We start from the raw sequence: 24,330 nt of genomic DNA on the forward strand, positions 1-24,330 counted from the left end.
TATGAAACAAATATATATTATTAGCGGTGTTTTACTTATTTCATTACTTACAATTTATATTTTGTTCAATACTTCATTCATACAACCTCATCCACCTTCCATAGAAAATAAACGAGAGCAACAAACCAATACTATTTCTTACGGATTGAAGGATAATCAAGGCCAACATATTAACAATGGTAGTACAATTACTAGTGAGGATAATAAAATTAATGTAACATTATCATTCGTACATACTATTAATGAAAACCGAAAATATGGATTAATTGTTCTAGAAGATTACGAACAAAAACCTTTTAAAATAGAAGATACTACTAATGAAATATCACACTATTTTTTTGATATGAAACCAAACAGTTCAATTACTACGAAAATCTCTTTACGCACTTCTCCTAATGCAAGTGAATTAACCTTTTTAATAATTAAAAAACCTGAATACAAATTAAAAGATAATAACTTAAATAAAGCAGCTATTTTAGAAGATATTCTAAGTATGCGATATTCAATGCATCCTCTTCAGAAAGAAAACGAAAAAATAAAACTCTCCCTTATAAATCCAGATGCTATTTTAAAAGATGGTCTTTACGAACCAGTATTTGTTACGAACCGTGAAGAGAACTTACAAACTGTCTTCTTTGAAAAGGAAGGCAAGCAATTAATTTTATCAAACGGTAATGAAACAAATGATGAAATGACTTACGCAATCGTGGCTTTTAAAGATTGGAAACAAGTTGAAATATTTAACAATAGAAAAGTCGTTTATACTAAGGTTGCACCTGAAACAAGACAAATCTTTAATTTCACATTGCCTTCAGTGGATCAGGAAAGTAATTTGCAACTCGTCGCTTTTCCATTTCCTTATAAAGTTAGCGAAGAAGATTATATCAGTCAACAAGCATTCAGTTCCTTTCGCATCGTAATTGAAAATGAAAATAAATAAGTTATACTGTGCACATTACAACAAACTAAAAAAGGCCTACTCACACGAGTAGGCTTTTGAAACTATGAAAGTTTCGTCAATAACTGATTTAAATCTTTTTTCGTTTTCGTCGTTAATGATTTCATTTTATTAATATCGATTTTTTCTTTCTCCGCTCCTACAATTAACGGATACATACTTTGACCGATTGTTTTAGAATCCGTCGGATGTGATGCTTCTAGCTCTTTTTCAATCACATCCCACTTTTCATTAATTTGTTTGCCAAGCTTATTCACTGTTTCCAATTTTGGATTAGCAGCTAACTGCTTGTCCAAGCTATCAATTAATGCTACAACTTCTTTAACATTCGTTTTCACAGCAACACTTTTCTTCGGATCTTTCGTTGTCTTTCCATTATTATTTGTGCTTGTACTTTGATCTGTTGTTTTCCCGCTAGTCGTTTGATCATTCGTTTTTCCTGTCGTCTCTTTTTCTTTTGTTTTTACATTTTCGTTTTGAGTTGACGTTTTGCCGTTACTTTCTGTCCCTGATGATTCTTTCGTATTTTTTGCATCCTTATCTGTTTTTTCATTTGAAGAAGTATTTGTTTCTTTTTCAGTATCTTTCGTTGTTTTTGACGCTTCATCTGCACTTGTCGTTTTTGCTTCTCCATCATTTTGCGCAGTTACTTGCTCTTTCTTTTCCGTTTCTTTATCTGCTGAAGGGCTACAAGCTGCCATAGTAAGCATTGTACCAATTGTTATCGATGCGATAGCGACCTTTTTCATTTTCATATAAATCCCCCTATGTTTTACATAATTTATCCTCCCCTTTACGATTCGATTCCCCCTTAAAAAATCCCTTTTCATACGAATTATCATCTTTCCGACAGTAATCTTCATAATAATACGTACAAAAACTGATAAACTCATTTTAATATTCGAGTTTCTTCTACTTCATTTTTCTACTCGCAAGTAAAAGAAAAAGAGTATATTGTCACATTAAGAATTACTATCTTCATATGACGATATACTCTTCTATCAAATTTTTATCTTTCTTGACATTTTATTTATACAAAAAAAATAAAATTTTCTTTCGTTTTTTGTTTCTCAACATTTGTTAACATAATATTTTTATGAATAACCACCATTCGAGTGAATGACTTGCCCAGTAACCCATTTCGCTTCTTCACTTACTAAAAAAGAAATTAAGCGCGCAGCATCCACCGGTTCTCCTACTTTACCTTGCGGGAACTTCCATACTAAATGATGCTTCAGCTCCTCTGTAATCCATCCTGTATTCGTCGGTCCTGGATCTACAGCATTCACTGTAATCCCCTTCTCCATCGCAACTGGTGCTACTGACTTTGTAAATGCTTCAATTGCCCCTTTCGTTGCTGCATATGCTAGTTCATCTGGCATTGGACCTACTGACTGTCCTGAAGTAAGATTAATAATACTCCCGCCCGTTTTAAGTGAATAATGTTTTATAAACAATGAACTTAATAGCATAGTAGCCCGAACATTAACTGTATAATGTTTATCCAACTGCTCTACATCTAATTCCTCAATTCTCGTATGAGTAGAATATACTGCATTATTAACTAGAATAGATGGATCACCTAACCGTTCTGATACCATATAAAACAAACGATTTGGCGAATAAGACTGCGATAAATTGATTTCTGCCATTTCACATCGAACATCGTAACTTTCAATTTCCTTTTTCAGCAAAAAGGGTTCTTGATCACTCATTCCCCATGGCATCGCTTTATCATACTTTGGCCAGTACGTGAAAAAAATGTCTATCCCTTTTTGAGCAAGCACCTTGCATACAGCTGCACCAATTCCATTCAGACGAGTTGCCCCTGTTACAATTGCTATTTTCTTCACCTTTTTCTCCTCCATCTATACACAGATCCCCTGCATGAATACAGAGGATCTATCTTCTTATTGAATATTTGACAGTATACGTTCAGCACCTAATTTTAACATTTTAATAAAGATATAATTTACAATCGTAAACATTACAAATAAAACGATAAACATAACCCACAGTCCGACATGAAGGAAGAAGTATAATACACTTACTCCCCCCACAATAATTAAAGCTATTAAAATATTAGCTAAAAAATTCCACAAAGTTGTATATCGACTTTTAAATAATTTCTGCTCTGTATCCCAATGAATATCTGCAGTTTGCGCGTCCCAGCGTGTTCCGATTAAATTAATGAATAACAACCCGTTCGCACTTAGTAAAAACCACAGTATCATAAAGACTGGAGAAATCCCAGCTACAACTGCCATCGTAATACCGAATACTGCTAAAATGATCACATTAATTAACCAAGCAGTGATTGCTTTCGCAAAAAAGATATCCGAAGCCTTTACTGGTAAATAACGATTCACAAACCAAGAGCTTCCATCTCGCGAAAATGACGTTGTTGCAATGACGTTACTACCCATTAAAAATAACGATGCACAAAGGCCAACACCAATTGCAAATCCCGTTGTCTCTGAATTGTTAATATACTCTGTAATAAACTTTAAATTTCCATCTTGCACAAATAAAATAAAGAACAACATAATTGGCATAACGAAAGTTTGTACAATGCAATTTAAGAAAAATTGTGGTGTACGGAATAACGTTTTAAATTCTTTTTTCACATACGCTTTTAAATGCGAACTTTGTACTGTTGATTTCTGTAAACCTTCCGCCGAAATAACTTGTTTCTTTGCTGTACTCGTTGAAAGTCCAATAACCCCTTTTAAATATGTACGCTCTGCTATGTAATAAAACAACACAAAGAAGACAAATGAAATAACTGCAAAAATTATTACATATAAAGGTCCCTTCCAATTTGCATTTTCTACTAATGCTACTGCTCCAAAATATGTAGTTGGAAAATAGTTTGTCATTTGTACTAAAAGAGAAGACTGGTTGTTTGCAAGGTAATCCGCAATTGCATCTTCAGAAAACGAACTTTTATTTTTCCACTGCAAAAATACGTTAATTCCTACAATAAATAGTATACTTACGATTCCAATAAATATATTTCCTCGGTCTTTATTTTTCGCTATATTTGTATACCTCATAATAACTGTCATCAGTAACGAAGCTAGTACTAACGGCACAATTGGGAAGAGTAAGTAAATGAAAATCATATATATGTAATATGTAATAAATGCGCCACTTTTTAAACCGTACGTAATAAAGATCGGTAATAAAATAAATGAACTCATTACGTATTGTGTAATTAATACTGTTAAAAATTTGGCTGAAATAATTTGCGCTGGTTTTAATGGTAATGGTAATAACATTTCAATGTCATTGCTGTAGTAAAATACAGTTAAAATGTTCGTAATACTCATTAAAAATACCCATATACTCGCAATCGCAAGTCCCATTGCGATAATCATTCCTGGATCTTGCCCTAAATGTATCATTCCCTCATACATTGCATGCGTGATAGAACCAAACAGTAAAAAGCCGACAAATAAAATAGCTGCAAATGAAAATACATACGCCCATCGCTTCTTCTTATCTGTTATAAAATCTGCATAATTTAATTTCAATAATACTTTCGTTAACGTCCAAATTTTACTCATTGCCCGTCATCTCCAAGAACATTTTTTCAAGTGATTCATTGGATTTAAAATGATCTCTCATTTCATCTAAATTCCCTTTAAACTGAAGGTTTCCCTTATTAATAATCGCGACGCGGTCACATAATTTTTCTGCCACTTCTAATACGTGTGTAGAGAAAAATACAATCTTTCCTTTATCCGCATGCTCTCTCATCATTTCTTTTAAAATATATGCAGATTTCGGATCAAGCCCAGTTAATGGTTCATCTAAAATCCATACATCTGGCTCATGTACGAGCACACCAATAATAACGATTTTTTGTCTCATACCGTGCGAATAACTTTGAATTTGATCAGATAAAGCATTATAAAGATCAAACTTCTTCGCTAAAGACTCTATTCGTTCTTGTCGTACTTCTTTCGGCACTTCATACATATCGGCCATAAAGTTTAAATATTCAATTCCTTTTAATCGTAAAAACATATCTGGACTATCTGGTACATAACCAAACGTCTTCTTCGCTTCCATCGGCTCTTCCATAATATTTTTTCCGTTAATCGTAATAGTCCCTTTGTCCACCCCGTGAATACCAGTAATCATCTTAATTGTCGTTGATTTACCCGCACCATTCGGTCCTAAAAATCCAAAGATTTCGCCGCTAGGTACAGATAAACTTAAGTCTTTTACTGCATAGGTAGACCCATTATAACTTTTTGACACATTCGTAATTTCAATCATTTCATCCAATCCTTTCCTTAATTACCAAATAACTATATTGATATTATAGCATAGTTCTATTTTAAGATTTTTACATTTTTCAGTATATTTAACCTTTAAAATAAATATACACCCCTAATCCAACAACTAAAACGACAGCTAGTATAATATAAATCATTGTTAAGCGTTTAATATTCCCCTTTGTCGCTTTGCTATAATTTGCATCACCATTCCGCCCAATTAACACCGTCGCAATGACAGTAATCACTACAAGTAATACAACGATCATGATCCAAGTTAGCATTTCTTCCTCCCCCTCCTTACAACCATTTTACAATATTATCCTCTTTATTTCGCAGCATATTTCCTCTTTTTACTATTATTATGAACCAAACTGGAAAACTATTATTACCATTCCTATCCATATGTGATATATTTATAACATAACGTGATTTATTTCTAACACTATAAGGAGGAACTATCATGAAAACAACTTGGATAAAATATTTAGGATTTCTCGGTTTCTTCGGTTTCCTCGGATTTTTTTATGAAAAAGGATTGTTTACTATGTTCTGTTTCTTCTCCTTTTTCACATCGTATAGAACAGTTCAACACGATGAACTGTTTGAACAAATTGTCAATAAATCGTGTCGCAATGCATTTATCGTTACGTTACTAACTACCACAATCATTATGTTTATTGAAATGTTATTTCTAAACCCTACGCTACAAGAGATTGATATCGCTCTTATTTTCGGCACACTCATTCTTACATTCGGCTTTTCTATGTTCTTTTTCGATAAACCAATTGATGAAATGGAAGATGCACCATGGCATTCGTAACGAGAATAAAAGAATACCGTGCCAAATTGAACATGACACAAGAAGATTTAGCGAAGAGCGTTGGTGTGCGACGTGAAACAATTAGTCATCTCGAAAAAGGTAAATACAATCCTTCCTTACAACTTGCTCACGATATAGCGAAGGCATTACATAGTACGATTGATGAGATTTTTATTTTTGAGGATTGATTAAAGACGTCCAGTCACAAGAATCACAAAAAAAATACCGTCATTCTTTCCAAGAAGAATGACGGTATTTCTCATTGATTATCCATATAAAACCGCATGAAATACGCCTAATAGCAAGTATTGATCCTGCATGTAATCTTCATCATATACATTCATCTCAATGTAATACATATCTTCCTCAAGACGAATATTCCAATCTGCAATTACATAGCCCTTTCGTAATAACTTTCCCATTCCAAATAAAGTTTTATGAACAACATATTCTTCTGCCTTATATGTAAAGGTAAATAAGAAATTTGCATCCAATAACTTTCCGTCACATACAAGTATTTCATGCTCTGCATCATGATTATCTTTGTACATTACTAAAATCCTTCTTTGGCGCTGCCTACTTACATCCTTTGCAATGACGCGAATATTGTCCTTACTATCCTTTATTTCATAAATAATATTACTACCAATTTTCGGAATAAAATCCAGCACTCTCATCAGCGTATTTTTATAATAGCCCCTTACTACACCTACTTGCTCACTTCCATTATAAACCTCTATCGGTGTCGTATCTGCTTTGCTATCACACGGTCGTTTGTAAGAGAGCTGCATCATTCGCTCTCCTCTTAAGTACTGATCAAACGTCACAGGATATTCTATCATGCGCAGTTCTTTATTTAGCTCATACAAATAGCGTTGAACACTCTCTATTAATGTTGCAGTAGCTATACGCTCTTGAAGTTCAAATTCTTGCCAGCTGGAAAAAACAGTCCATTGATTATGATCCTCTTCATAGAAGAAACCAAGAATTACCTCTTCACGGTCAGCCGTTTCATATTTCATAGGCACGTTCTGCCCATGTTGAACTTGTTCCATCCACTGACCTAAATAAATCCCCAGCTCTGCAACCTTCATACATGATTTTTGAAAAAATACGCTGTCACTCGCGCAAATCGTTACATCTCCTTCGATAAAGCCCTTTGAATAAGCATCATACCGTGGCTCATCCTTCTGCGGGAGATTTTTGTCTAACTCAAATAAAAACGTTAACATCCTTTATTCACCTCTAGTTGTTACACTAATCATACATGACATCGCATCACGCTAGGAAACTATTTATATACGCATATTTAATTCACGCATTATAACACGTGAATGACCTTGTATAGTAGCTCTATTTTTTTGTTCTATATCTTAGTATATGAATTTATATGAGCGATTTTTCAAATATATCTATCGCAACTTACAATATATCAACGATTTTTTCAATATATCTATCGCAACTTACAATATATCAACGATTTTTCAAATATATCTATCACAACTTACAATATATCAACGATTTTTTCAATATATCGATTTTTCGACAAATATCAGCACGATTAAAATGAAGCTACCTTTTCTTCCGCCACTTCTACAATTTCTAAAATTTGTAGAAGACTCTCCACTTCATAAGTCGGATTAACACTCGTCTTATTCTCTTTCAAACTCGGATTATACCAACACGTATCAATGCCGAAGTCTTCTCCGCCTTTCATATCAGAAGTTAGCGAATCTCCGACCATTAGTACACTTAATTTATCCGTAATCCCAAACTTCTCAAACGCATAATCAAAAATCTCACGTGCTGGTTTTTGATGACCAACTTCTTCAGAAATAATAATATGATCAAAAAAATTACATAAAGGTGAATTTCCGATTCTTGATTGTTGCACCATCGTATATCCATTCGTAATAATACCTAACTTGCAATCTTGTAGATTTTCACATAATTGTACTGCGCCTTCTATAAGATGTACTTCTTTCCCTAAGTTTTCAAGATATACATCACTAAATTGCTGTGCATCTACGTCTATATTATGAAGTGCAAATAATTGTCTAAATCGATCTACTGCTAATTCACTTAGCGTAATCATTTTATTTTCTAAATCTCTCCATAATCCATTACTAATCTCTTTATAGCTTGCAAGATAATCATTATACCCTGTAGGCATATCAAACTGTACAAACGCATTATGTAATGCGTGTCTTTCCGTTTCAGGGAAATCTAATAATGTATCATCTACGTCGAATAATATAACTTTGTATTTCATGATGTTTTTCTCAACTCCTATATTCTCATAGCTTAATTATAACAACAATAAGAAAGGGAGGCTAATTAAAACCAGCCTCCCTTCTTTTTACTTTTCTTCCAGCAGTAACTCTTTCATTTCCTCTAACGAATCTTTCGTAAAGCCAAGAGCTTTTTCAGCGTATGCTTCAACTGATCCGTATTGCTTTTGAATTTCACCAATCGCAGCTTGCAAGTATTCAGCACGCGCTTCAAACATTGCACCTAATATCGCTCTGCTCTCATCGTTTTGTAATTTTGCACCTAAAAAGGACATCATTTTTTCATTTAGCTTTTCACGGAATCCGTTACTTAGTAAGTAGTCTTCCATTACTGTTTTTTCTGGTACACCTAGTAAAAGTAGTAATAATGCTGAACCAAATCCAGTACGATCTTTTCCAGCTGTACAGTGGTTTACTAACGGTAAGTTTTCCGGGTTTTGCGCTAAGTTTAAGAAGCTCACGAATGCCTCGTTGCCACTTACGAAATCTTGATTCATTTTCACAAGATACTCACCTGGTTTTCCTAACATAGAAAGGTCACCAACTTGGAAAAACTCATTTATATTTAAGTCTTTCGCTAAGTCTTGCATAACTGGTAAGCACACTTGACGAGCACCTGTAATCTCAGGATTTGGCTTATGCTTTACCTCAAAGTCTGTACGATAGTCACAAATTAACTTTAAACCAGACTTTTGTAAATAGTCGATATCCCACTCTGTTAGTCCTGCTAATTCTTCAGAACGGTATAATTTGCCCCATTTCACTTTACGTCCATCTGTCGTTTCATATCCACCCATATCACGGAAGTTAAACGCACCTTGTAATGGCAATCTACGCTCAGCTACTGTCACTGCTTGTCCATTACTTCCTACTAGTCTAAAATATGGACGTTCATTTTCACTCGGGTTTTCAATTGTATATGATAATTCTCCATTTACAGTTGCAAGTAGTTCTCCATTTTCTTCAATATGATCTGGTGAAGTACTCCAATAAATACGAACTTCTTCTATATTATTTTCCCACTTTATTTGTAACGTATTATCTTCAATTCTTTCTACAGTTGCTTGTAGCCAATTTCTTTGCTGCTCCATTCTTTCACCAACGCTTTCTCTTATAATTGAATCTTACCCTATTGTATTATGGGAATATCCATTTTGTCGTTCTCATTTTTCTTTTTATCTTACAAACAGGCGAAAAGTTCTTTTACTTGTTCAAAATTTGTACATGGATTACCGCGAAATACGTATGCGATTTGTTCATTACCTAAATCTTCGTATACAACTGTTCCGCGATTAGGGTGCGAATAAAACTCTAACCCGTTTATAATTTGTTTTGGGCCATAGTTCATTGTCCATGAAGAAATAGGATAGTACGCTTTGTTTTTATGTCTACAAACCCAAAGTGCATATAGTTTATTAACTTCGTCCCAGTATACATACTGCGTTTCGTCATTTCCGAAACCGACCGATTCAAGTTTCCAATTTAGTTTTTCATGAATTAACAAATTTACATAGGATACGTCATCTGGAGCATTCCACTCTCTACATCTTCCTATCTCACCCATTTCACTTCTCTTCGCTTGAAAGCTTAATAAGTGAAATGATGTATGTAATATCGTTTTCCCAAGCTCCATATTTACTGGTTGTAATTCAAATAGAAATCGTTCCATTTCGTCTTGTTTTACATATCCATGATCAACAGAAATTTCAACTTGTGTTTTCCATATAGATGTAACGTAACTTTCTTTTCCTTTATAATTTATACCTTTCCAATACACAAGCCCTTTATATTGAAAACCATCTCCTTTTGCTTGAGAAATACAGCTATCCGGAAATACTGGTTCCATTATATCGAGAAAAAATTCCTTTACTCGAAACATCCCAGTTGGAGTAACAACCTGAAACCAAAAAGTTCCCCACTTTTCACCTTCATAACGTTCTGAAACTTTTTCAACATTCCAGCCTTCTAACAATACATTTGGATACAGTAACACGAATGAATGCATGGATTGCTTTAACATATATAGTCCCCTCCCGCTATACGAGTTCGAGAGTATACATCCTTCATCCTCCTAAAACTTCCTCACATACCGCTCAGTACAACTCAGCAGCTGACATCCGTTCTTTTCAAAAACATCCTTCATCCACTCATTTTGCATATTTGTCTCACCAATATAATAAGATGCACCTATTTCCTTTAAGACAAACATCGCACCTGCAAATAACGCAGCTTCATATCCCTTATTACGCATATTTGGAGTAACTGCGAAGTACATAAGTTTCCCTTCTTCTAACGTACCTCTTTCAATATGCGGGATTACAATTCCTATCGGCTCTTCATCGGCACTCGCTGTTAAGCAATGTTCTTTCCATTGCTCACCAATTTCTTGTAGCATCATATGCACAAATTGATCATGAGCGACTGGTTCTCCCGTTGCTTCATTCCACAGTGAATAAAAAGCCTCTTCTCCAACTTCTTCAATAAGCTTAAAATCAATTTCACTTTCTACATCTTCTACTTCGTATATATCTTTAAATACAATCATGTTTTCCGTAACATATTCAAATAAATACGTTTCAAAACATCTTTTATACACATCATAATTTGGACTTTTTGAAGAGATTTCAAAATGTAGTTTTTCTAATCCATCTTTTTTAGCTTCAGCAACGCAATATTGCATCATTTCCTCTAATTGCTCTTCTGTAAAAATCTCTGCATTATTTTCTTTTATCATAATAGAAGAAGCACTTCTTCTTATTTTAAAATGTTTTTCTAACTGTTCTATCGTCGTCATATTCTTCCCTCATCTATATCATACTCGAATTTCTAATCGTTCTCCTTGCATGAGCAGGATTGTCCTTGAATATATAGAATACTAGAAAAGATCGCATCTTTAAAGTGCGGAGGAGGTTCTCCAGTGGATATTACAGCATTGCAACAACAGTTAGAGCTTATACAACAAAATGACTATACGCAACTGCAACATATAGACGTAAATGAGTTAACTTTGAACATGCTTCAGTATATCGGAACGACTGATAGCTACGTTCGTTACCAACTTATATATAAATGTTTTGCACATTTCATTCATCATGAATTCCTTATGGATGATCAACTGAAATTACTTCTGCAAACTTGTTTAAGTGATGAGTATTTATATTGTGACATTTACTCCCCACATACAGATGGGGTTTTCACACGTTCTTACACTGTTTCGTTAATTGCGTTAATACTCCAATTCGCTAATTCGCACTACTTTTGTACAGAGGAGGATATCGAAGAAATAAAAAATAAACTCATTACATACACAAACTTAGAAACGGATTTTCGGGGCTATATCGAAAATAAAGGATGGGCTCATTGTCTTGCTCACGTATCTGATGCTTTTACTGAAATTGTTCATAATACGTATACCACTTTTGAATGGTACGAAGAATTAATTCATTGTTTATTAAATAAAATCTTTATTCCATCTGACCTTTTTCATAATAACGAAGATGAACGCATTGTTACTCCATTACTAGCAATGCTGTATCATGATTTTCCTCAGAACGATTTAATTTCTATTATTCATAAAAAAATAAAAAGGCTTCCTCAAATTAGAAAACGCCTTTCGCTTAATGAGTATTGTATTTTATGTGCCAATATTAAAACCTTTTTACGCACATTATTTTTCAGAACGAAAGATGACCATAACTTAGCCTTTACAGCACGTAAAACAGAAAGAATGTTAAAAGAACTTCCTAACTATTATTAAATACAAGGAGCAATGACATGGGTTATATTGAAGACATGAGAAATCTAGTAGGAATTCATCCACTTATTTTAATAGGATCACACGCCATTATATTAAATAAAAAAGATGAAGTATTGCTGCAGCTCCGTACAGATTTTAACCGCTGGGGCATTATTGGCGGTGCCTTAGAATATAATGAAACATTAGAAGATGCTTTAAAACGAGAAGTATATGAAGAAACTGGACTTATTATTAAAAATCCAGAACTATTCCGTACATACTCTGGACCAGATTACTTTCAAATCTATCCAAACGGCGATCAAGTACACGGTGTACTCGTTGTTTATATTTGCCGAGAATTTCATGGTGAACTTGTATGCGATCAAAGTGAATCAAAAGAACTACGCTTCTTTTCACTTGATGAATTACCTAATAATCTTCCCCCTGTTATTGAGAGGATTATTACAGATTATCAAAAAAAATAAGGGGACGCTTAACGTTCCCTCTTAAATCCAATCCGTTTTTTAATTTCCGCTAAATTTACCTTTGCAATAGCGCGTGCCTTCTCAGCACCGTTTTCTAATGCTTCATATAATAAATCCGGCTCATTCATATACATTGCGTACTTTTCACGAGGTCCAGCTAACTCTCGATCTACTACGCGAAACAACTCTTTTTTCACATCGCCCCATCCGATTCCAGTCTCATATTTTTCACGTAATGACTGTATTTCGTCTTCTGTCGCAAATTCTTTATAAATTGTAAATAAGGTTTCTAGTTCTTTCGGTTCATTTGGAAGTGAAGAATCTGTTTTGATTTTAAATATTAACTTTCGTAGTTTTTCTTGCTCTGCAAATAATGGGATCACATTTCCGTAACTTTTACTCATCTTCCTTCCGTCAAGACCAGGTAAAATAGCTCCTTCTTCTTGTATGACATACTCTGGAAGTGTAAATGTCGTGCCAAATGTATGATTAAAATACGTCGCAATATCACGCGCGATTTCAATATGTTGAATTTGGTCTTTTCCGACAGGTACATGTGTAGCTTGAAATAATAATATGTCAGCTGCCATTAAGATCGGGTACGTATATAACCCCATGTTCACTCCCGCATCGACCTCTAACCCTGCTTCTTTATTTTGCTCCACCTTCGCTTTATACGCATGAGCACGGTTCATAAGACCTTTCGGAGTGAGGCAAGCTAAAATCCAAGCTAATTCTAGAATTTCCGGTACTTCTGTTTGCCGATAAAAAATAACATCTTCTCCAAGTCCAAGTGATAACCAAGTAGCTGCTACCTCTTTCGTATAACTGCTGAACTTTTCTGAATCATGCACAGCATTTAATGCATGATAATCAGCTATAAAGTACAATGCTTTTCCTTCATTATTCTTTGACATTTGTAATGCAGGTTTAATCGCACCAATATAATTTCCTAAATGTGGATAACCTGTCGGCTTAATTCCTGTTAACATTATTTTTTCACTCACACTAACTCCTCCTTTCTCAAAATAAAAAGAGCCCCTCATCCTTAAAAAAGGACGAGAGACTCCCGCGGTACCACCTTAATTAGCTATCATTAGCTCACTTCATACTTCAATAACGTGAAGTAACCGTCTTTACCTACTCATTTCAGTTAGAAGCTCCAGAGCCCATTCCATATTCATCCCTTACTGATTTCCACCACACATCAGCTCTCTAAAAAGTTTCGAATATGTACTCTTCTCTTTCATTGCTTTTTCGTTATTTTTTACAGTTTATCACATTTCACTTCCAAACAAACCAAAATTTTCTATTTTATATAGAAGGAATTTCCACTTCAATTGTCTAATATTATATAGGTTTGCAGAAATATTCGAAACAACTTTGGAGGTTTTTTCATGGTAAAATATATATCCATTTTAGGTTCCACAGGATCCATCGGCACATCTGCATTAGATGTCGTTTCAGCTCATCCTGAACATTTTAAAATCGTCGGTTTAACCGCAAATTATAATATCGATCTTCTTGAGCAACAAATCAAAACGTTTCAACCTCGTATTGTAAGCGTTGCGACAAAAGACTTAGCAGACAAGCTTCGTACGCGTATTTCAGCAAATACAAAAATCACACACGGGACTGATGGCTTAATTGCAGTAGCTACTCACCCTGATTCAAATCTTGTATTAAGCTCTGTTGTAGGTGTTTCAGGATTACTTCCAACAATTGAAGCATTAAAAGCGAAGAAAGATATCGCTATTGCTAATAAAGAAACTTTGGTTGCAGCTGGACATATCGTAACTGAACTAGCGAAACAAAACGGATGTCGCTTAATTCCAGTAGATAGTGAGCATTCAGCTATTTTCCAATGTTTAAACGGAGAAAATAATAAAGAGATTGAGAAGTTAATTGTAACAGCTTCCGGTGGTGCTTTCCGTGATAAAACACGTGATGAAATGCAAACATTACAAGCAAAAGATGCTTTAAAGCACCCAAACTGGTTAATGGGCGCAAAACTAACGATTGATTCTGCCACATTAATGAATAAAGGGTTCGAAGTAATGGAAGCGAGATGGCTATTTGATATTCCATATGAAAAAATTAATGTAATGATTCATAAAGAAAGTATCATTCATTCTTTAGTAGAATTTATTGATGGATCAGTTATGGCACAGCTCGGTGCTCCTGATATGAGAATGCCGATTCAATATGCGTTTCACTATCCTACTCGGCTACCTTCTTCCTATGAAAAATTAAATTTATTAGAAATCGGTAGTTTACATTTTGAAAAACCAGATTTAGAGAAGTTCCCTTGTCTACAATACGCATATGAATGTGGCAAAATCGGTGGTACTACTCCCGCTGTATTAAATGCAGCAAATGAAATTGCGAATGCGCTATTCTTAAAAAATGAAATTTCCTTTTTCGATATTGAAAAAACAATTTACAAAACAGTTGAAGCTCATCATAACGTAAAAGATCCTTCACTAGATGCTATATTAGAAGCGGATCAATGGGCGCGCCAATATGCAAATGAATTGTTAATAAAAAAGCGCTAAAACAGTTCCCACTGTTTTAGCGCTTTTTTTCACGTATTCAACTTAACAAATCTATAACCGTGTGTAACTAACACTTTTAATATCGCATATCCTGGAATGGCTAAAATAATGCCCATAATCCCGAATAAGTTTCCGGCAGTTAAAATGATAAAAATGATAGTAATCGGGTGAATATCTAACTTTTTACCCATAACTTGCGGAGAAATAAATTTACCTTCTGCTAATTGTACAACCATCATAACAATAATTACTTTTAACACCATTGCTGGCGAGTCGATAAATGCGATAATTAACGCTGGTGTAATCGCGATAATTGGTCCTACGTACGGAACGATATTTACAATCATCGCTAAAATCGCAAGTAATACCGCATATTTAATACCAATAATAAGATAACCAATTAATAGCATAATACCGATAAATAAGCTGACGATAATTTGACCTCTAATATACGAGCTAATCGCATAATGCATATCATCTAGTATTCTCATTGCTGCTGGTTGTCTTTGCTCTGAAATAAACTTTAAAAAGTGATTCGGCAATTGCTCACCATCTTTTAAAAGATAGAACAATATAAATGGAACCATTACAAATGTCAAAACAACCTCTGTAACAGTACTCAAAAATCCAGTTACATTCCCAGTTACTGATGATAATGACTTTGTAAAATCAACTGTGTATTCTTTTACCATATTCGCAACATTAATATTTAAATTCTCCTGAATTTTACCGAGTAAATTACTTTCCCCGAATCTACGTGCTGCTTGTTCAATCTCATGGCCAAAATACGGTAAGTTATCAATTAATGCATCAATTTGATCTTTAATAATAGGGATAACCGTTACAACTAAAAACACAAATAATCCTAGTACGATTAAATATATGGAAGCTATCGATACGATTCTTGAAACACCTTTCTTTTCTAAAAGCGAAACGAATGGATGTAAAATATAAAATAGCACGCCTGCTAATAGTACTGGGAAGAAAATTGTTTTTAAAAATACGATAAACGGTGTAAAAACAAATGATATTTTTGTTAGCAATAAAATATTAATGAACAATAACGCAAATCCAAGTAATACCGCCAAATAATTTTGTTCTCTAAAAAACTTTCTTAACTTATCTCTTTTTCTTATATTTATTTTCTCCAACGAAACCACCTCTTCGAATGATGAAAAGCCCTTATTCAGGGCTCTTCATCATAATCTATATATCTATTTCTTTGCAGCTTTCACTACAAATGATACAATAAAAATTAACACGATTGCACCTAATAATGCTGGCACGACATGAATCCCACCAAAAGACGGCCCAAAAGTTCCAAATAATTTACCACCTAATGAAGCACCTAATAAACCTGCGATAATATTTCCGAACATACCACCTGGGAAATTTTTACCCGTTATAGAACTAGCAATTGCACCTATAATAGCACCAACTATTAATGTGATAATCCATCCCATTTTTAGTCCTCCATTTCTATTATAGTTTGTATGATTTAATACAAACATATGTATTTATCATTGCTAATCATATTTCACTATAGAAATATATTTACTACTATTTTACATATGGAGATACATATATTATATGCAAAAAAGAAAAATATTGTCAAACTCACCCATAAAGCAATTATATTCATATACCATATTTAAAGGAGGCTTCATTATCTATGATTCTTAAGTTAAATTCCACTTCTTTTGAAGTAGCAACATCCATTTTACAGGTTCAAATTCCAGCTTATAAAGTTGAAGCAGACTACTTAAATAGTACTGCCATACCTCGTTTATATGATACTGTAAACGATATTCAAAATTGCGTTGAAACATTCTATGGATATTTTTCTGAAAATAAACTTGTCGGTTTTATTTCTTTTGTACAAGAAGAAAAACTAATCGATATCCATAGGCTAGTTGTATCGCCCGATTTTTTTCAAAAAGGAATCGCAACGAAACTCCTAATTTATATATTTAACATGTTTCCCTCTCCAATGACATATATTGTACAAACAGGTAAAGCGAATACCCCTGCTATTACTTTATATAAAAAACACGGATTCATTACAGTATCAGATACAATACTTCCTGACGGTATGATTCTTACGCAATTAAAAAAGACAGAATACACAAAATAATTTGACTTGTTCGCTCCTTTATGTTATTTTTTACTTTATAAAACCTTTTGCTGAGTCCAAATTTTGGAGCGGGGGAACCATTTTTGTAGCTATGCTACTTGGGGCGAATCTTTTTTAAGTAGGGAAACTCTCACTTCCCGAGTCCGACAGCTAACCTCGTAAGCGTAATGGGAGAGGAAGGTGCTTTTTGCCTATGTTACACATTTTGCCTCCTTAATTATAAATATGGGATCGATATCAAATAGTCACCTATATTTATAGAAAAGGAGAATGTATTATGTTACGTTTATCTGATCACGCAATTAAAATGATGGAGCAAAGACTTCGAATTGAAAAACAACGCACATATCAAGCAAATAAGGTTGTAGATAACTTACATCACAAATACTTCTTTCAGCATATTTTTCAACCGAAAAGATAAAGAAAATGTTTATTTAATATTAAAAAACACAAGGTGTGTCTTACAAAGACATTCCTTGTGTTTTTTATATTCTTTATAAAATTCTCACTACATTTAAGCTTGCTGTAATCGCACCTGCTATAGTAGTCACATGCCCTACACCTAACGGGCCATTTTGTAATATTAATGTTGAATTGGCACTCGTCACATTCACAAGAAGTGTATTTGAAATGGCTGGTTCGATTACTACAGTTGATGTCGTTACGTTTTGTATAAAACTCCCTGTTAGTTGCGTTCCATTTAATAGCAATCTAACAGATACTGTCTCATTCCCACCATTTGCATCCCCTTGAAAATAGTAGCTTACTAAATATATTCCTGGCGTCGTTACTGTGACTGTCGTAGCACTAGTTAAAGATACACCAGTTCCATATACAGTGGATCCAGAATTAATTGGGATGTTGGCATTTGCTGCAATTGTGCTTGTTGATGTAGAAAAGAAATATCCGCCACCTGTCGATATAGCAGATGATCCTGTTGCTCCAGTTAAGCCTGTTGGACCTGTGGCACCTGTTGGGCCCGTTATCCCCGTTACCCCTGTTGCTCCAGTTATTCCTTGTATGCCTTGTATTCCGGTCGGTCCTGTTGCACCAGTCACTCCAGTCGCTCCGGTTGCTCCGGTTGCTCCCGTCACACCTTGTGGCCCCTGGATTCCTTGGATTCCTTGTGGACCTGTTGCTCCCGTAGGGCCGGTCGCTCCCGCCTGCCCCGTTACCCCTTGTGGACCTTGGATTCCTTGTGGACCTTGAGGACCCGTTGCTCCCGTAGGTCCGGTTGCTCCTGTTGGACCAGTTTCTCCTTGTGGTCCTTGAATTCCTTGAGGACCTTGGGGACCCGTTGCACCAGTAGGTCCGGTTGCTCCTGTTGCTCCTGTTGGACCCGTCGAACCGGTTATCCCTTGAATTCCTTGCGGTCCAGTTGGGCCGGTTGGACCGATTACACCTTGAATTCCTTGTATACCTTGTATTCCCTGTGGACCCGTTACTCCTTGTGGTCCTTGAATTCCCTGTATTCCTTGAGGACCAGTTGCACCAGTCGGACCGGTTGGGCCTTGTGGACCTTGCACACCTTGTATTCCTTGAGGACCGGTTGGGCCTATACTTCCTTGTGGTCCCTGAATACCTTGTATTCCTTGAGGACCAGTTGGACCGGTTATGCCACTCGGACCTTGTACGCCTTGCACTCCTTGAGGACCGGTTGGACCACTCGGACCTTGGATTCCTTGTAGCCCCTGTAAACCAGTTGGACCGGTCGCTCCCCTTACTCCTTGCTCACCTTGTATGCCTTGTAGACCTTGAGGGCCGGGTGGACCGATTGGCCCCTGTGCCCCTTGCACTCCTTGTGGACCAGTCGGACCGGTTGCTCCTACCGGTCCCTGGATTCCTTGTAGACCTTGCGGACCAGTCGGACCGGTTACTCCTTGTATCCCTTGTGGACCTTGAATGCCTTGATCACCCGTTGGACCCGTTGCCCCCATTGGTCCCTGTACTCCTTGCAAACCTGTTACACCAGTTGCTCCGGTCGGTCCCTGGATTCCTTGTACCCCTTGAATTCCAGTCGCTCCTGTTGCTCCGGTCGCTCCTGTTGCCCCTGTTGCTCCAGTCGGACCAGTTGGACCCCCTGGTGATCCTGCTGGACCGGTTGGACCAGTTGGACCTCCTGGTGGACCAGTTGGACCGGTTGCTCCAGTCGGGCCAGTTGCAGAACCTGTCGGACCAGTTATCCCAGTGGCTCCTGTTGGGCCGGTTGGACCTGGATCACCTTGTAAACCGGTTGGACCAGTCGGACCGATTACACCTTGCACTCCTTGTATTCCTTGTATTCCTGTTGGACCTACCTGCCCCATTTCTCCCTGGGGACCTTGTAAACCTTGAACACCAGTTTCCCCTTGTGGACCCATTGGTCCTTGCTCCCCTTGAATTCCTTGAGAACCAGTTGGGCCTGTTGGACCAATCGGACCTTGTATTCCTTGTATTCCGGTTACACCTTGTAAACCACTACCTCCTAAATTACCTTGCACACCTTGTATACCAGTATTTCCAGTTGGTCCAGTCGGACCAATTTCCCCTTGCACTCCTTGTATTCCTTGTATTCCTGTTGGGCCGGTTGGACCGATTTCTCCTTGCATTCCTTGTATGCCTTGTATTCCTGTTGGACCGGTCGGACCGATTGGGCCAGGAATTCCTTGTATCCCTTGAATACCAGTTGGACCAGTCGGACCTCTTTCTCCTTGTATTCCTTGAACACCTTGTATTCCCTGTGGGCCTCGTTCTCCCATAGGTCCTTGATTACCTTGAGAACCTTGTGGTCCAGTTAAACCAGTTGGGCCGGTTGGACCATTTTCTCCTTGCACCCCTTGCACTCCTTGTATTCCTTGTGGGCCGGTTGGACCGATTGGACCTTGTACGCCTTGTATTCCTTGCGGTCCAGTTGGTCCACCTAAAGCACCAGTTGGACCGGTTGGACCAGTGGGCCCCGTAATACCTGGCGGTGGAAAAGGAATAGGTGCTTGAAACTTACTACACTTATCTTGATTCTTCACAAGCATCTCCCCCGTTATAACTAACGTATCAAACTATTTTTAATACATTTAAACTAGCTGTTATCACACCAGATAATGTCGTTACATGCCCGATAGCTAACGGACCATTTTGTAAAGACAAAGTTGCATTTGAAGAAGTAACTTCAATGACCATCGTATTCGAAACTGCTGGTTCTAATATAAAAGTACCTCCTGTAACATAAAAAATAAAACTCCCTGCGACTTGTGTTCCATTTAAAGTAAGCCTCACTGAAATTGTTTCATTTCCGGCAGTTGGATCGCCTTGAAAATAATAGCTTACTAAATAAATTCCCGGCGTACTTAACGTTACAGTTGTTGCATTTGTTAAACTGACATCAGAACCAAAAACTGTAGATCCAGAATTAATTGGTATTAACGCATTCGCTGCAATTGTACTCGTTGAAGTAGAAAAGAAATAACCACCCCCGCTAGGTAAGCCAGTCGCTCCTGTCGCTCCCGCTATTCCCAAGAAACCTATTGAACCTGCACTACCAGTTGCTCCTGTCGGTCCCACCACACCACTTGGGCCCTGACTACCTTGTGCTCCAACTGGGCCTATACTACCACTAGCACCTGTCACCCCACTTGCTCCAATTGGGCCTTGCAACCCTTGAATCCCTTGTATACCTTGTATTCCTTGCGGACCCGTTGCACCTGTATTGCCTGTCGTTCCCGTTATTCCTTGTATTCCCGTAATCCCTTGCACTCCTTGCACACCTTGTGGTCCAGTTGCCCCGGTTGCTCCAGTAGCCCCAGTTTCACCCGTTGCACCTGTAATTCCAACATTTCCTTGTGGGCCTTGTGGGCCTTGACTACCTTGCGCTCCTTGGACTCCTTGTGGGCCTGTTATACCGACTTCCCCTGCACTTCCTTGGGGACCTCTAATTCCTTGTGCACCTGTTGGACCGATAATTCCTTGCACTCCTTGTATTCCTTGCACTCCTTGCGCTCCTGTTGGACCCGTTATTCCTTGTAATCCTTGAGAACCTTGCAAGCCAATAGCTCCAGTCGGTCCTATTATTCCTTGCACTCCTTGAGGACCTTGTGCACCTTGTGTGCCTGTCAATCCGGTAGTCCCTTGTATCCCTTGAACACCTTGAGGACCTTGTATTCCAGCTGCTCCTGTTTCTCCTTGTATCCCTTGAACTCCTTGTATACCTTGTGATCCAGCAGGACCGGTTACTCCTCGGATTCCTTGTGCACCTTGAGCTCCTTCCGCTCCTGTAACACCAGCTGGACCAGCTACACCTTGGATTCCCACCATTCCTTGTGCACCTGTTGGACCGATTACACCTTGAATACCTTGAATACCTTTAGGGCCTTCTGCACCTGTTGGACCGATTACTCCCAGCGGACCTTGTATTCCTCGAGAACCTTCTGCACCCGTTGGACCGGTTATACCTTGGTTACCTTGAGGACCTTGTGCCCCTTGTACTCCAACTGCTCCAACTACACCTTGGGAACCTTGCGCTCCTCTTACACCTTGAGGACCTGTTGGACCGGTTATACCTTGCACTCCTTGCGCTCCAATTGGTCCTATCCCACCGCTTACACCTGTTGAACCAGTCGCACCCGTTGGACCTGTTGGACCTCCTGGTGGACCGGGTGGACCAGCTGGTCCAGTCACCCCACTAGATGGACCAATTGGACCAGTTGTTCCCGTCGGACCGCCCGGTGGTCCTTCTGAGCCTTGAATACCAATGCTACCTGTCGCTCCCGTTATACCTCTTATTCCTTTTATCCCTTGAAAACCTGTTGCTCCCGTTATACCTTGTATTCCTTGCACACCTTGTGGTCCTTGTAAACCTATTGCACCTGTTATCCCCTTTATTCCACTTATACCTTGGGCACCTTGCATTCCAGTAGAACCAGTTGGACCCACTTCCCCTTGTATTCCTTGAGCTCCTTGCGGGCCTTCCTCTCCAGTAATTCCTTGTATACCTTGGAAGCCGTCTTCTCCTTGTATACCAATAGCCCCTTGCTCTCCTTGTATTCCTTGAACACCTTGAGGGCCTTGTGGACCAGTTACACCCGAGACTCCAGTTATGCCTCTCTCTCCTTGCATTCCTTGTGCCCCTGTTTGTCCTCGCTCGCCTATTTCCCCTTGTATTCCTTGTGTGCCTTGTATACCTTGACTACCAGCAGGACCCGTTGCTCCTTGTATTCCTTCTAATCCTTGTACTCCAATATCACCAATTAGACCTTGGTTACCGATTAATCCTTGAGCACCTTGGAGACCAGTCGGGCCAGTTATACCTTGCTCTCCTGTATCACCAATAGCCCCTTGTATTCCTTGTGCTCCTGTTGTCCCTTGGGGACCTTGTATTCCCCTGATACCTTGAGGACCTTGGGGCCCAGTTGCTCCAGTCGGTCCAGTCACCCCTGTAGGACCAACAGGACCTTCATGCCCTCCAGTTGGACCGATTGGACCACTATTACCTGTCGGACCCGTTGCTCCTATAAGCGGAAGAGGCAGTGCCACTCCAAATTTTTTGCACTTTCTATGATGACGCACAACAATCCCCCTTCCCCAAAATAATTACACCTTTTATATGAAATGCATTTTTATAAGAAAAGTACACCTTTGACCTCATTTTTTTAAAATAAAGAAGCCTATCATTTCATCTATTTGAAATCATAGGCTTCTTTTATAAAAACACTTTACTTTCTAGCTTTAATAATAAAAGTAGTCGGCACCATTCTAGCTTTATATAAAGAATAATACTTCGTAGACGGCTCAGCTAGTTCTCCATCAAACGAGCTTGATGGTTCAGGCTCTTCTATTCTCTCAATTTTAAATCCCGCTCTATTTAACTCATTTATGTATGTACTTATTTTTCTCTTATATAATGTCGCTTGTACATTTTCTCCTTTAAATGTTTCAAACGTAATGGGCGTTTCCTTATGATAAGAAGACTTTATAGCAACTTCTTCCGTACCATACTGTAAGTTTGAATATACCGGGTGCTCCCAACTAAAAATAAAACTTCCCCCTGGCTTTACATATGAATAAATCAGTTCCAACGTTTTTCTTAAATCCGAAGTCCAACCTAATGCATAAATGGAATATACAATATCAAAATATCCTTTCGGAATATCTCCTTCTTCTTCCATTGCTCCGCATACTAACTTTGGATTCCAATCCTTTAACGTCTTATTCGCTATTTCAATTTGTGTACTCGAAAGATCAAGCCCCCATAATTCCTCTGCCCCTTGTTCCGCCATATATTGCAACGAATGCCCACTTCCACAGCCAATATCAAGAACCTTTTTCTTTCTGATTGAATCGAACAAACGAATCTCATCTTCAGACGCCGTATACGGACCATATTTAGGTAAACAATCCACTTGAAAGAAATAAGGTGCAACTGTATCCCAACACTTTTTATTTAAAGCTAACATTTGCCTACCTTTCATATTCTACATTCCCCCATCCATTTTTCTTTCTCTAATATTAATTACATATCATAACCAGATCGCCCTTTTCTCTTCGCCCGGTAGTTTTTCACTTTCGCAATCGTACCGCATGCTCTTCCTCCTTCTTCTCCAGCATACATACCGCACCATCTTTTACTTCCATTTCGCGAATGATCATAAAATACCCAGCGACAATCTGGACATGCTTTTAACCTTCCCCATACATTTTCTTGAATTGACATTAACACAATGCTTAACACTTTTGTATACACATTCTCTTCATATACCGGTTCATATGTAATATCTTTCATATCATCCTTTATATGTACATGAAATGGGTATTTCTCTAACCATTTTTGCAATGATCCTTCGCCTTCAATTGTCATCCGAATATCTTCTCGAAAACCTCTTAATTCCTCTATCGTATGAAATGGAAACTCTTCATCAAAATATTCTTTCATAAAAAGCTTTATGTCTTCTTCTGTTTGCAGCAAATCAATTGGCTCTCTCGTATCGTTTGGTATTCTCCATGTATTTAAAAATTCCCGAATATGTTCTAGTTCATTTGGAGCGTTTTGATTCAATTCGATCCACCTTCTTCTTAAAATTTACTTTTTTCTGA

The 24,330-nt window shown here is 37.5% G+C and carries 25 protein-coding genes, 1 riboswitch and 1 other annotated feature; of the genes, 8 read left to right on the top strand and 17 right to left on the bottom strand.

Annotated elements, in window-relative coordinates; all coding sequences use genetic code 11:
* Position 1: 1 nt before the first annotated feature.
* Positions 2 to 940 carry a hypothetical protein gene (locus ACTFRU_RS04740; RefSeq protein ID WP_000810153.1) on the top strand — a complete coding sequence of 313 codons (939 nt, stop codon included), beginning with the start codon at positions 2 to 4 and terminating at the stop codon, positions 938 to 940.
* Positions 941 to 1,002: 62 nt separating this feature from the next.
* Here the strand turns inward: ACTFRU_RS04740 and ACTFRU_RS04745 are convergent, their stop codons facing one another.
* The 5 genes from ACTFRU_RS04745 to ACTFRU_RS04765 all read right to left on the bottom strand — a co-directional run bounded on the left by ACTFRU_RS04745 (position 1,003) and on the right by ACTFRU_RS04765 (position 5,528).
* A complete protein-coding gene (locus ACTFRU_RS04745) occupies positions 1,003 to 1,713 on the bottom strand; it encodes a hypothetical protein (RefSeq protein WP_000782542.1) in 711 nt (236 codons plus the stop codon).
* Between the two features lie 339 nt (positions 1,714 to 2,052).
* The gene (locus ACTFRU_RS04750; protein ID WP_000716965.1) at positions 2,053 to 2,811 is read right to left on the bottom strand and encodes an SDR family oxidoreductase; all 759 of its coding nucleotides are present in this window, start codon (positions 2,809 to 2,811) and stop codon (positions 2,053 to 2,055) included.
* Positions 2,812 to 2,868: 57 nt separating this feature from the next.
* A complete protein-coding gene (locus ACTFRU_RS04755; protein WP_088362247.1) occupies positions 2,869 to 4,527 on the bottom strand; it encodes a putative ABC transporter permease subunit in 1,659 nt (552 codons plus the stop codon).
* Positions 4,520 to 5,245: an ABC transporter ATP-binding protein gene (locus ACTFRU_RS04760; RefSeq protein ID WP_000570206.1), complete on the bottom strand. Its 726-nt coding sequence runs from the start codon at positions 5,243 to 5,245 to the stop codon at positions 4,520 to 4,522. The genes ACTFRU_RS04755 and ACTFRU_RS04760 overlap by 8 nt, the downstream gene beginning before the upstream one ends.
* A gap of 88 nt (positions 5,246 to 5,333) precedes the next feature.
* Complete coding sequence (locus ACTFRU_RS04765; RefSeq protein ID WP_000958863.1) at positions 5,334 to 5,528, bottom strand: hypothetical protein; 195 nt, start codon at positions 5,526 to 5,528, stop codon at positions 5,334 to 5,336.
* Between the two features lie 179 nt (positions 5,529 to 5,707).
* Between ACTFRU_RS04765 and ACTFRU_RS04770 the strand changes: the two genes are divergently transcribed.
* Together ACTFRU_RS04770 and ACTFRU_RS04775 are read left to right on the top strand one after the other, a co-directional pair.
* Positions 5,708 to 6,067, top strand: coding sequence for a DUF3796 domain-containing protein (locus ACTFRU_RS04770; RefSeq protein ID WP_088362248.1), 360 nt, complete (start codon positions 5,708 to 5,710; stop codon positions 6,065 to 6,067).
* Positions 6,055 to 6,255, top strand: a complete 201-nt coding sequence (locus ACTFRU_RS04775; protein WP_000896323.1) for a helix-turn-helix transcriptional regulator — start codon at positions 6,055 to 6,057, stop codon at positions 6,253 to 6,255. The genes ACTFRU_RS04770 and ACTFRU_RS04775 overlap by 13 nt, the downstream gene beginning before the upstream one ends.
* A 78-nt stretch (positions 6,256 to 6,333) precedes the next feature.
* Here ACTFRU_RS04775 and ACTFRU_RS04780 read toward each other — a convergent pair whose 3' ends face one another.
* The 5 genes from ACTFRU_RS04780 to ACTFRU_RS04800 form a co-directional block, all read right to left on the bottom strand.
* Entirely contained in the window at positions 6,334 to 7,299 is a 966-nt protein-coding gene (locus tag ACTFRU_RS04780) for a tubby C-terminal domain-like protein (RefSeq protein WP_000955103.1), read from the bottom strand.
* A 329-nt stretch (positions 7,300 to 7,628) separates the two neighbouring features.
* Positions 7,629 to 8,339 carry a YjjG family noncanonical pyrimidine nucleotidase gene (locus ACTFRU_RS04785; RefSeq protein WP_000875908.1) on the bottom strand — a complete coding sequence of 237 codons (711 nt, stop codon included), beginning with the start codon at positions 8,337 to 8,339 and terminating at the stop codon, positions 7,629 to 7,631.
* A gap of 87 nt (positions 8,340 to 8,426) precedes the next feature.
* Positions 8,427 to 9,449 carry a tyrosine-protein phosphatase gene (locus tag ACTFRU_RS04790; RefSeq protein WP_440037506.1) on the bottom strand — a complete coding sequence of 341 codons (1,023 nt, stop codon included), beginning with the start codon at positions 9,447 to 9,449 and terminating at the stop codon, positions 8,427 to 8,429.
* Between the two features lie 89 nt (positions 9,450 to 9,538).
* Complete coding sequence (locus ACTFRU_RS04795) at positions 9,539 to 10,378, bottom strand: hypothetical protein (RefSeq protein ID WP_440037507.1); 840 nt, start codon at positions 10,376 to 10,378, stop codon at positions 9,539 to 9,541.
* A gap of 51 nt (positions 10,379 to 10,429) precedes the next feature.
* Entirely contained in the window at positions 10,430 to 11,152 is a 723-nt protein-coding gene (locus ACTFRU_RS04800; protein WP_139849009.1) for a GNAT family N-acetyltransferase, read from the bottom strand.
* A 123-nt stretch (positions 11,153 to 11,275) separates the two neighbouring features.
* Here ACTFRU_RS04800 and ACTFRU_RS04805 point away from each other — a divergent pair, with 123 nt between their 5' ends.
* Together ACTFRU_RS04805 and ACTFRU_RS04810 are read left to right on the top strand one after the other, a co-directional pair.
* Positions 11,276 to 12,115, top strand: a complete 840-nt coding sequence (locus ACTFRU_RS04805; protein ID WP_000355451.1) for a DUF2785 domain-containing protein — start codon at positions 11,276 to 11,278, stop codon at positions 12,113 to 12,115.
* Between the two features lie 17 nt (positions 12,116 to 12,132).
* A complete protein-coding gene (locus tag ACTFRU_RS04810; protein WP_440037508.1) occupies positions 12,133 to 12,579 on the top strand; it encodes an NUDIX hydrolase in 447 nt (148 codons plus the stop codon).
* A gap of 8 nt (positions 12,580 to 12,587) precedes the next feature.
* On the opposite strand, the gene ACTFRU_RS04815 is transcribed toward ACTFRU_RS04810, so the two are convergent.
* The gene (locus ACTFRU_RS04815) at positions 12,588 to 13,586 is read right to left on the bottom strand and encodes a tryptophan--tRNA ligase (protein WP_016122880.1); all 999 of its coding nucleotides are present in this window, start codon (positions 13,584 to 13,586) and stop codon (positions 12,588 to 12,590) included.
* Positions 13,587 to 13,630: 44 nt separating this feature from the next.
* Positions 13,631 to 13,838, bottom strand: a binding site (T-box leader).
* A 138-nt stretch (positions 13,839 to 13,976) separates the two neighbouring features.
* Here ACTFRU_RS04815 and ACTFRU_RS04820 point away from each other — a divergent pair.
* Complete coding sequence (locus ACTFRU_RS04820) at positions 13,977 to 15,134, top strand: 1-deoxy-D-xylulose-5-phosphate reductoisomerase (RefSeq protein WP_149214910.1); 1,158 nt, start codon at positions 13,977 to 13,979, stop codon at positions 15,132 to 15,134.
* A 29-nt stretch (positions 15,135 to 15,163) separates the two neighbouring features.
* Here the strand turns inward: ACTFRU_RS04820 and ACTFRU_RS04825 are convergent, their stop codons facing one another.
* Positions 15,164 to 16,285: an AI-2E family transporter gene (locus ACTFRU_RS04825; protein ID WP_000411484.1), complete on the bottom strand. Its 1,122-nt coding sequence runs from the start codon at positions 16,283 to 16,285 to the stop codon at positions 15,164 to 15,166.
* Between the two features lie 63 nt (positions 16,286 to 16,348).
* Complete coding sequence (locus ACTFRU_RS04830) at positions 16,349 to 16,597, bottom strand: GlsB/YeaQ/YmgE family stress response membrane protein (RefSeq protein WP_000539727.1); 249 nt, start codon at positions 16,595 to 16,597, stop codon at positions 16,349 to 16,351.
* Between the two features lie 209 nt (positions 16,598 to 16,806).
* Between ACTFRU_RS04830 and ACTFRU_RS04835 the strand changes: the two genes are divergently transcribed.
* Both ACTFRU_RS04835 and ACTFRU_RS04840 read left to right on the top strand, forming a co-directional pair.
* A complete protein-coding gene (locus tag ACTFRU_RS04835; protein ID WP_000601226.1) occupies positions 16,807 to 17,268 on the top strand; it encodes a GNAT family N-acetyltransferase in 462 nt (153 codons plus the stop codon).
* A 38-nt stretch (positions 17,269 to 17,306) separates the two neighbouring features.
* Positions 17,307 to 17,449, top strand: a riboswitch (cyclic di-AMP (ydaO/yuaA leader).
* 96 nt (positions 17,450 to 17,545) lie between these two features.
* A complete protein-coding gene (locus ACTFRU_RS04840) occupies positions 17,546 to 17,689 on the top strand; it encodes a hypothetical protein (RefSeq protein ID WP_000945243.1) in 144 nt (47 codons plus the stop codon).
* Between the two features lie 73 nt (positions 17,690 to 17,762).
* On the opposite strand, the gene ACTFRU_RS04845 is transcribed toward ACTFRU_RS04840, so the two are convergent.
* The 4 genes from ACTFRU_RS04845 to ACTFRU_RS04860 form a co-directional block, all read right to left on the bottom strand.
* Positions 17,763 to 20,276, bottom strand: coding sequence for a BC_3345 family exosporium-associated protein (locus tag ACTFRU_RS04845; RefSeq protein WP_440037509.1), 2,514 nt, complete (start codon positions 20,274 to 20,276; stop codon positions 17,763 to 17,765).
* Between the two features lie 22 nt (positions 20,277 to 20,298).
* Positions 20,299 to 22,806 carry a collagen-like protein gene (locus tag ACTFRU_RS04850; RefSeq protein WP_440037510.1) on the bottom strand — a complete coding sequence of 836 codons (2,508 nt, stop codon included), beginning with the start codon at positions 22,804 to 22,806 and terminating at the stop codon, positions 20,299 to 20,301.
* 146 nt (positions 22,807 to 22,952) lie between these two features.
* A complete protein-coding gene (locus ACTFRU_RS04855) occupies positions 22,953 to 23,708 on the bottom strand; it encodes a class I SAM-dependent methyltransferase (RefSeq protein ID WP_139849013.1) in 756 nt (251 codons plus the stop codon).
* A 41-nt stretch (positions 23,709 to 23,749) separates the two neighbouring features.
* Positions 23,750 to 24,292: a CGNR zinc finger domain-containing protein gene (locus ACTFRU_RS04860; RefSeq protein WP_006922529.1), complete on the bottom strand. Its 543-nt coding sequence runs from the start codon at positions 24,290 to 24,292 to the stop codon at positions 23,750 to 23,752.
* Between the last annotated feature and the right edge of the window lie 38 nt (positions 24,293 to 24,330).

Source organism: Bacillus cereus group sp. MYBK220-1, assembly GCF_051916445.1.
In the GTDB taxonomy this organism is placed as follows: Bacteria; Bacillota; Bacilli; order Bacillales; family Bacillaceae_G; genus Bacillus_A; species Bacillus_A cereus.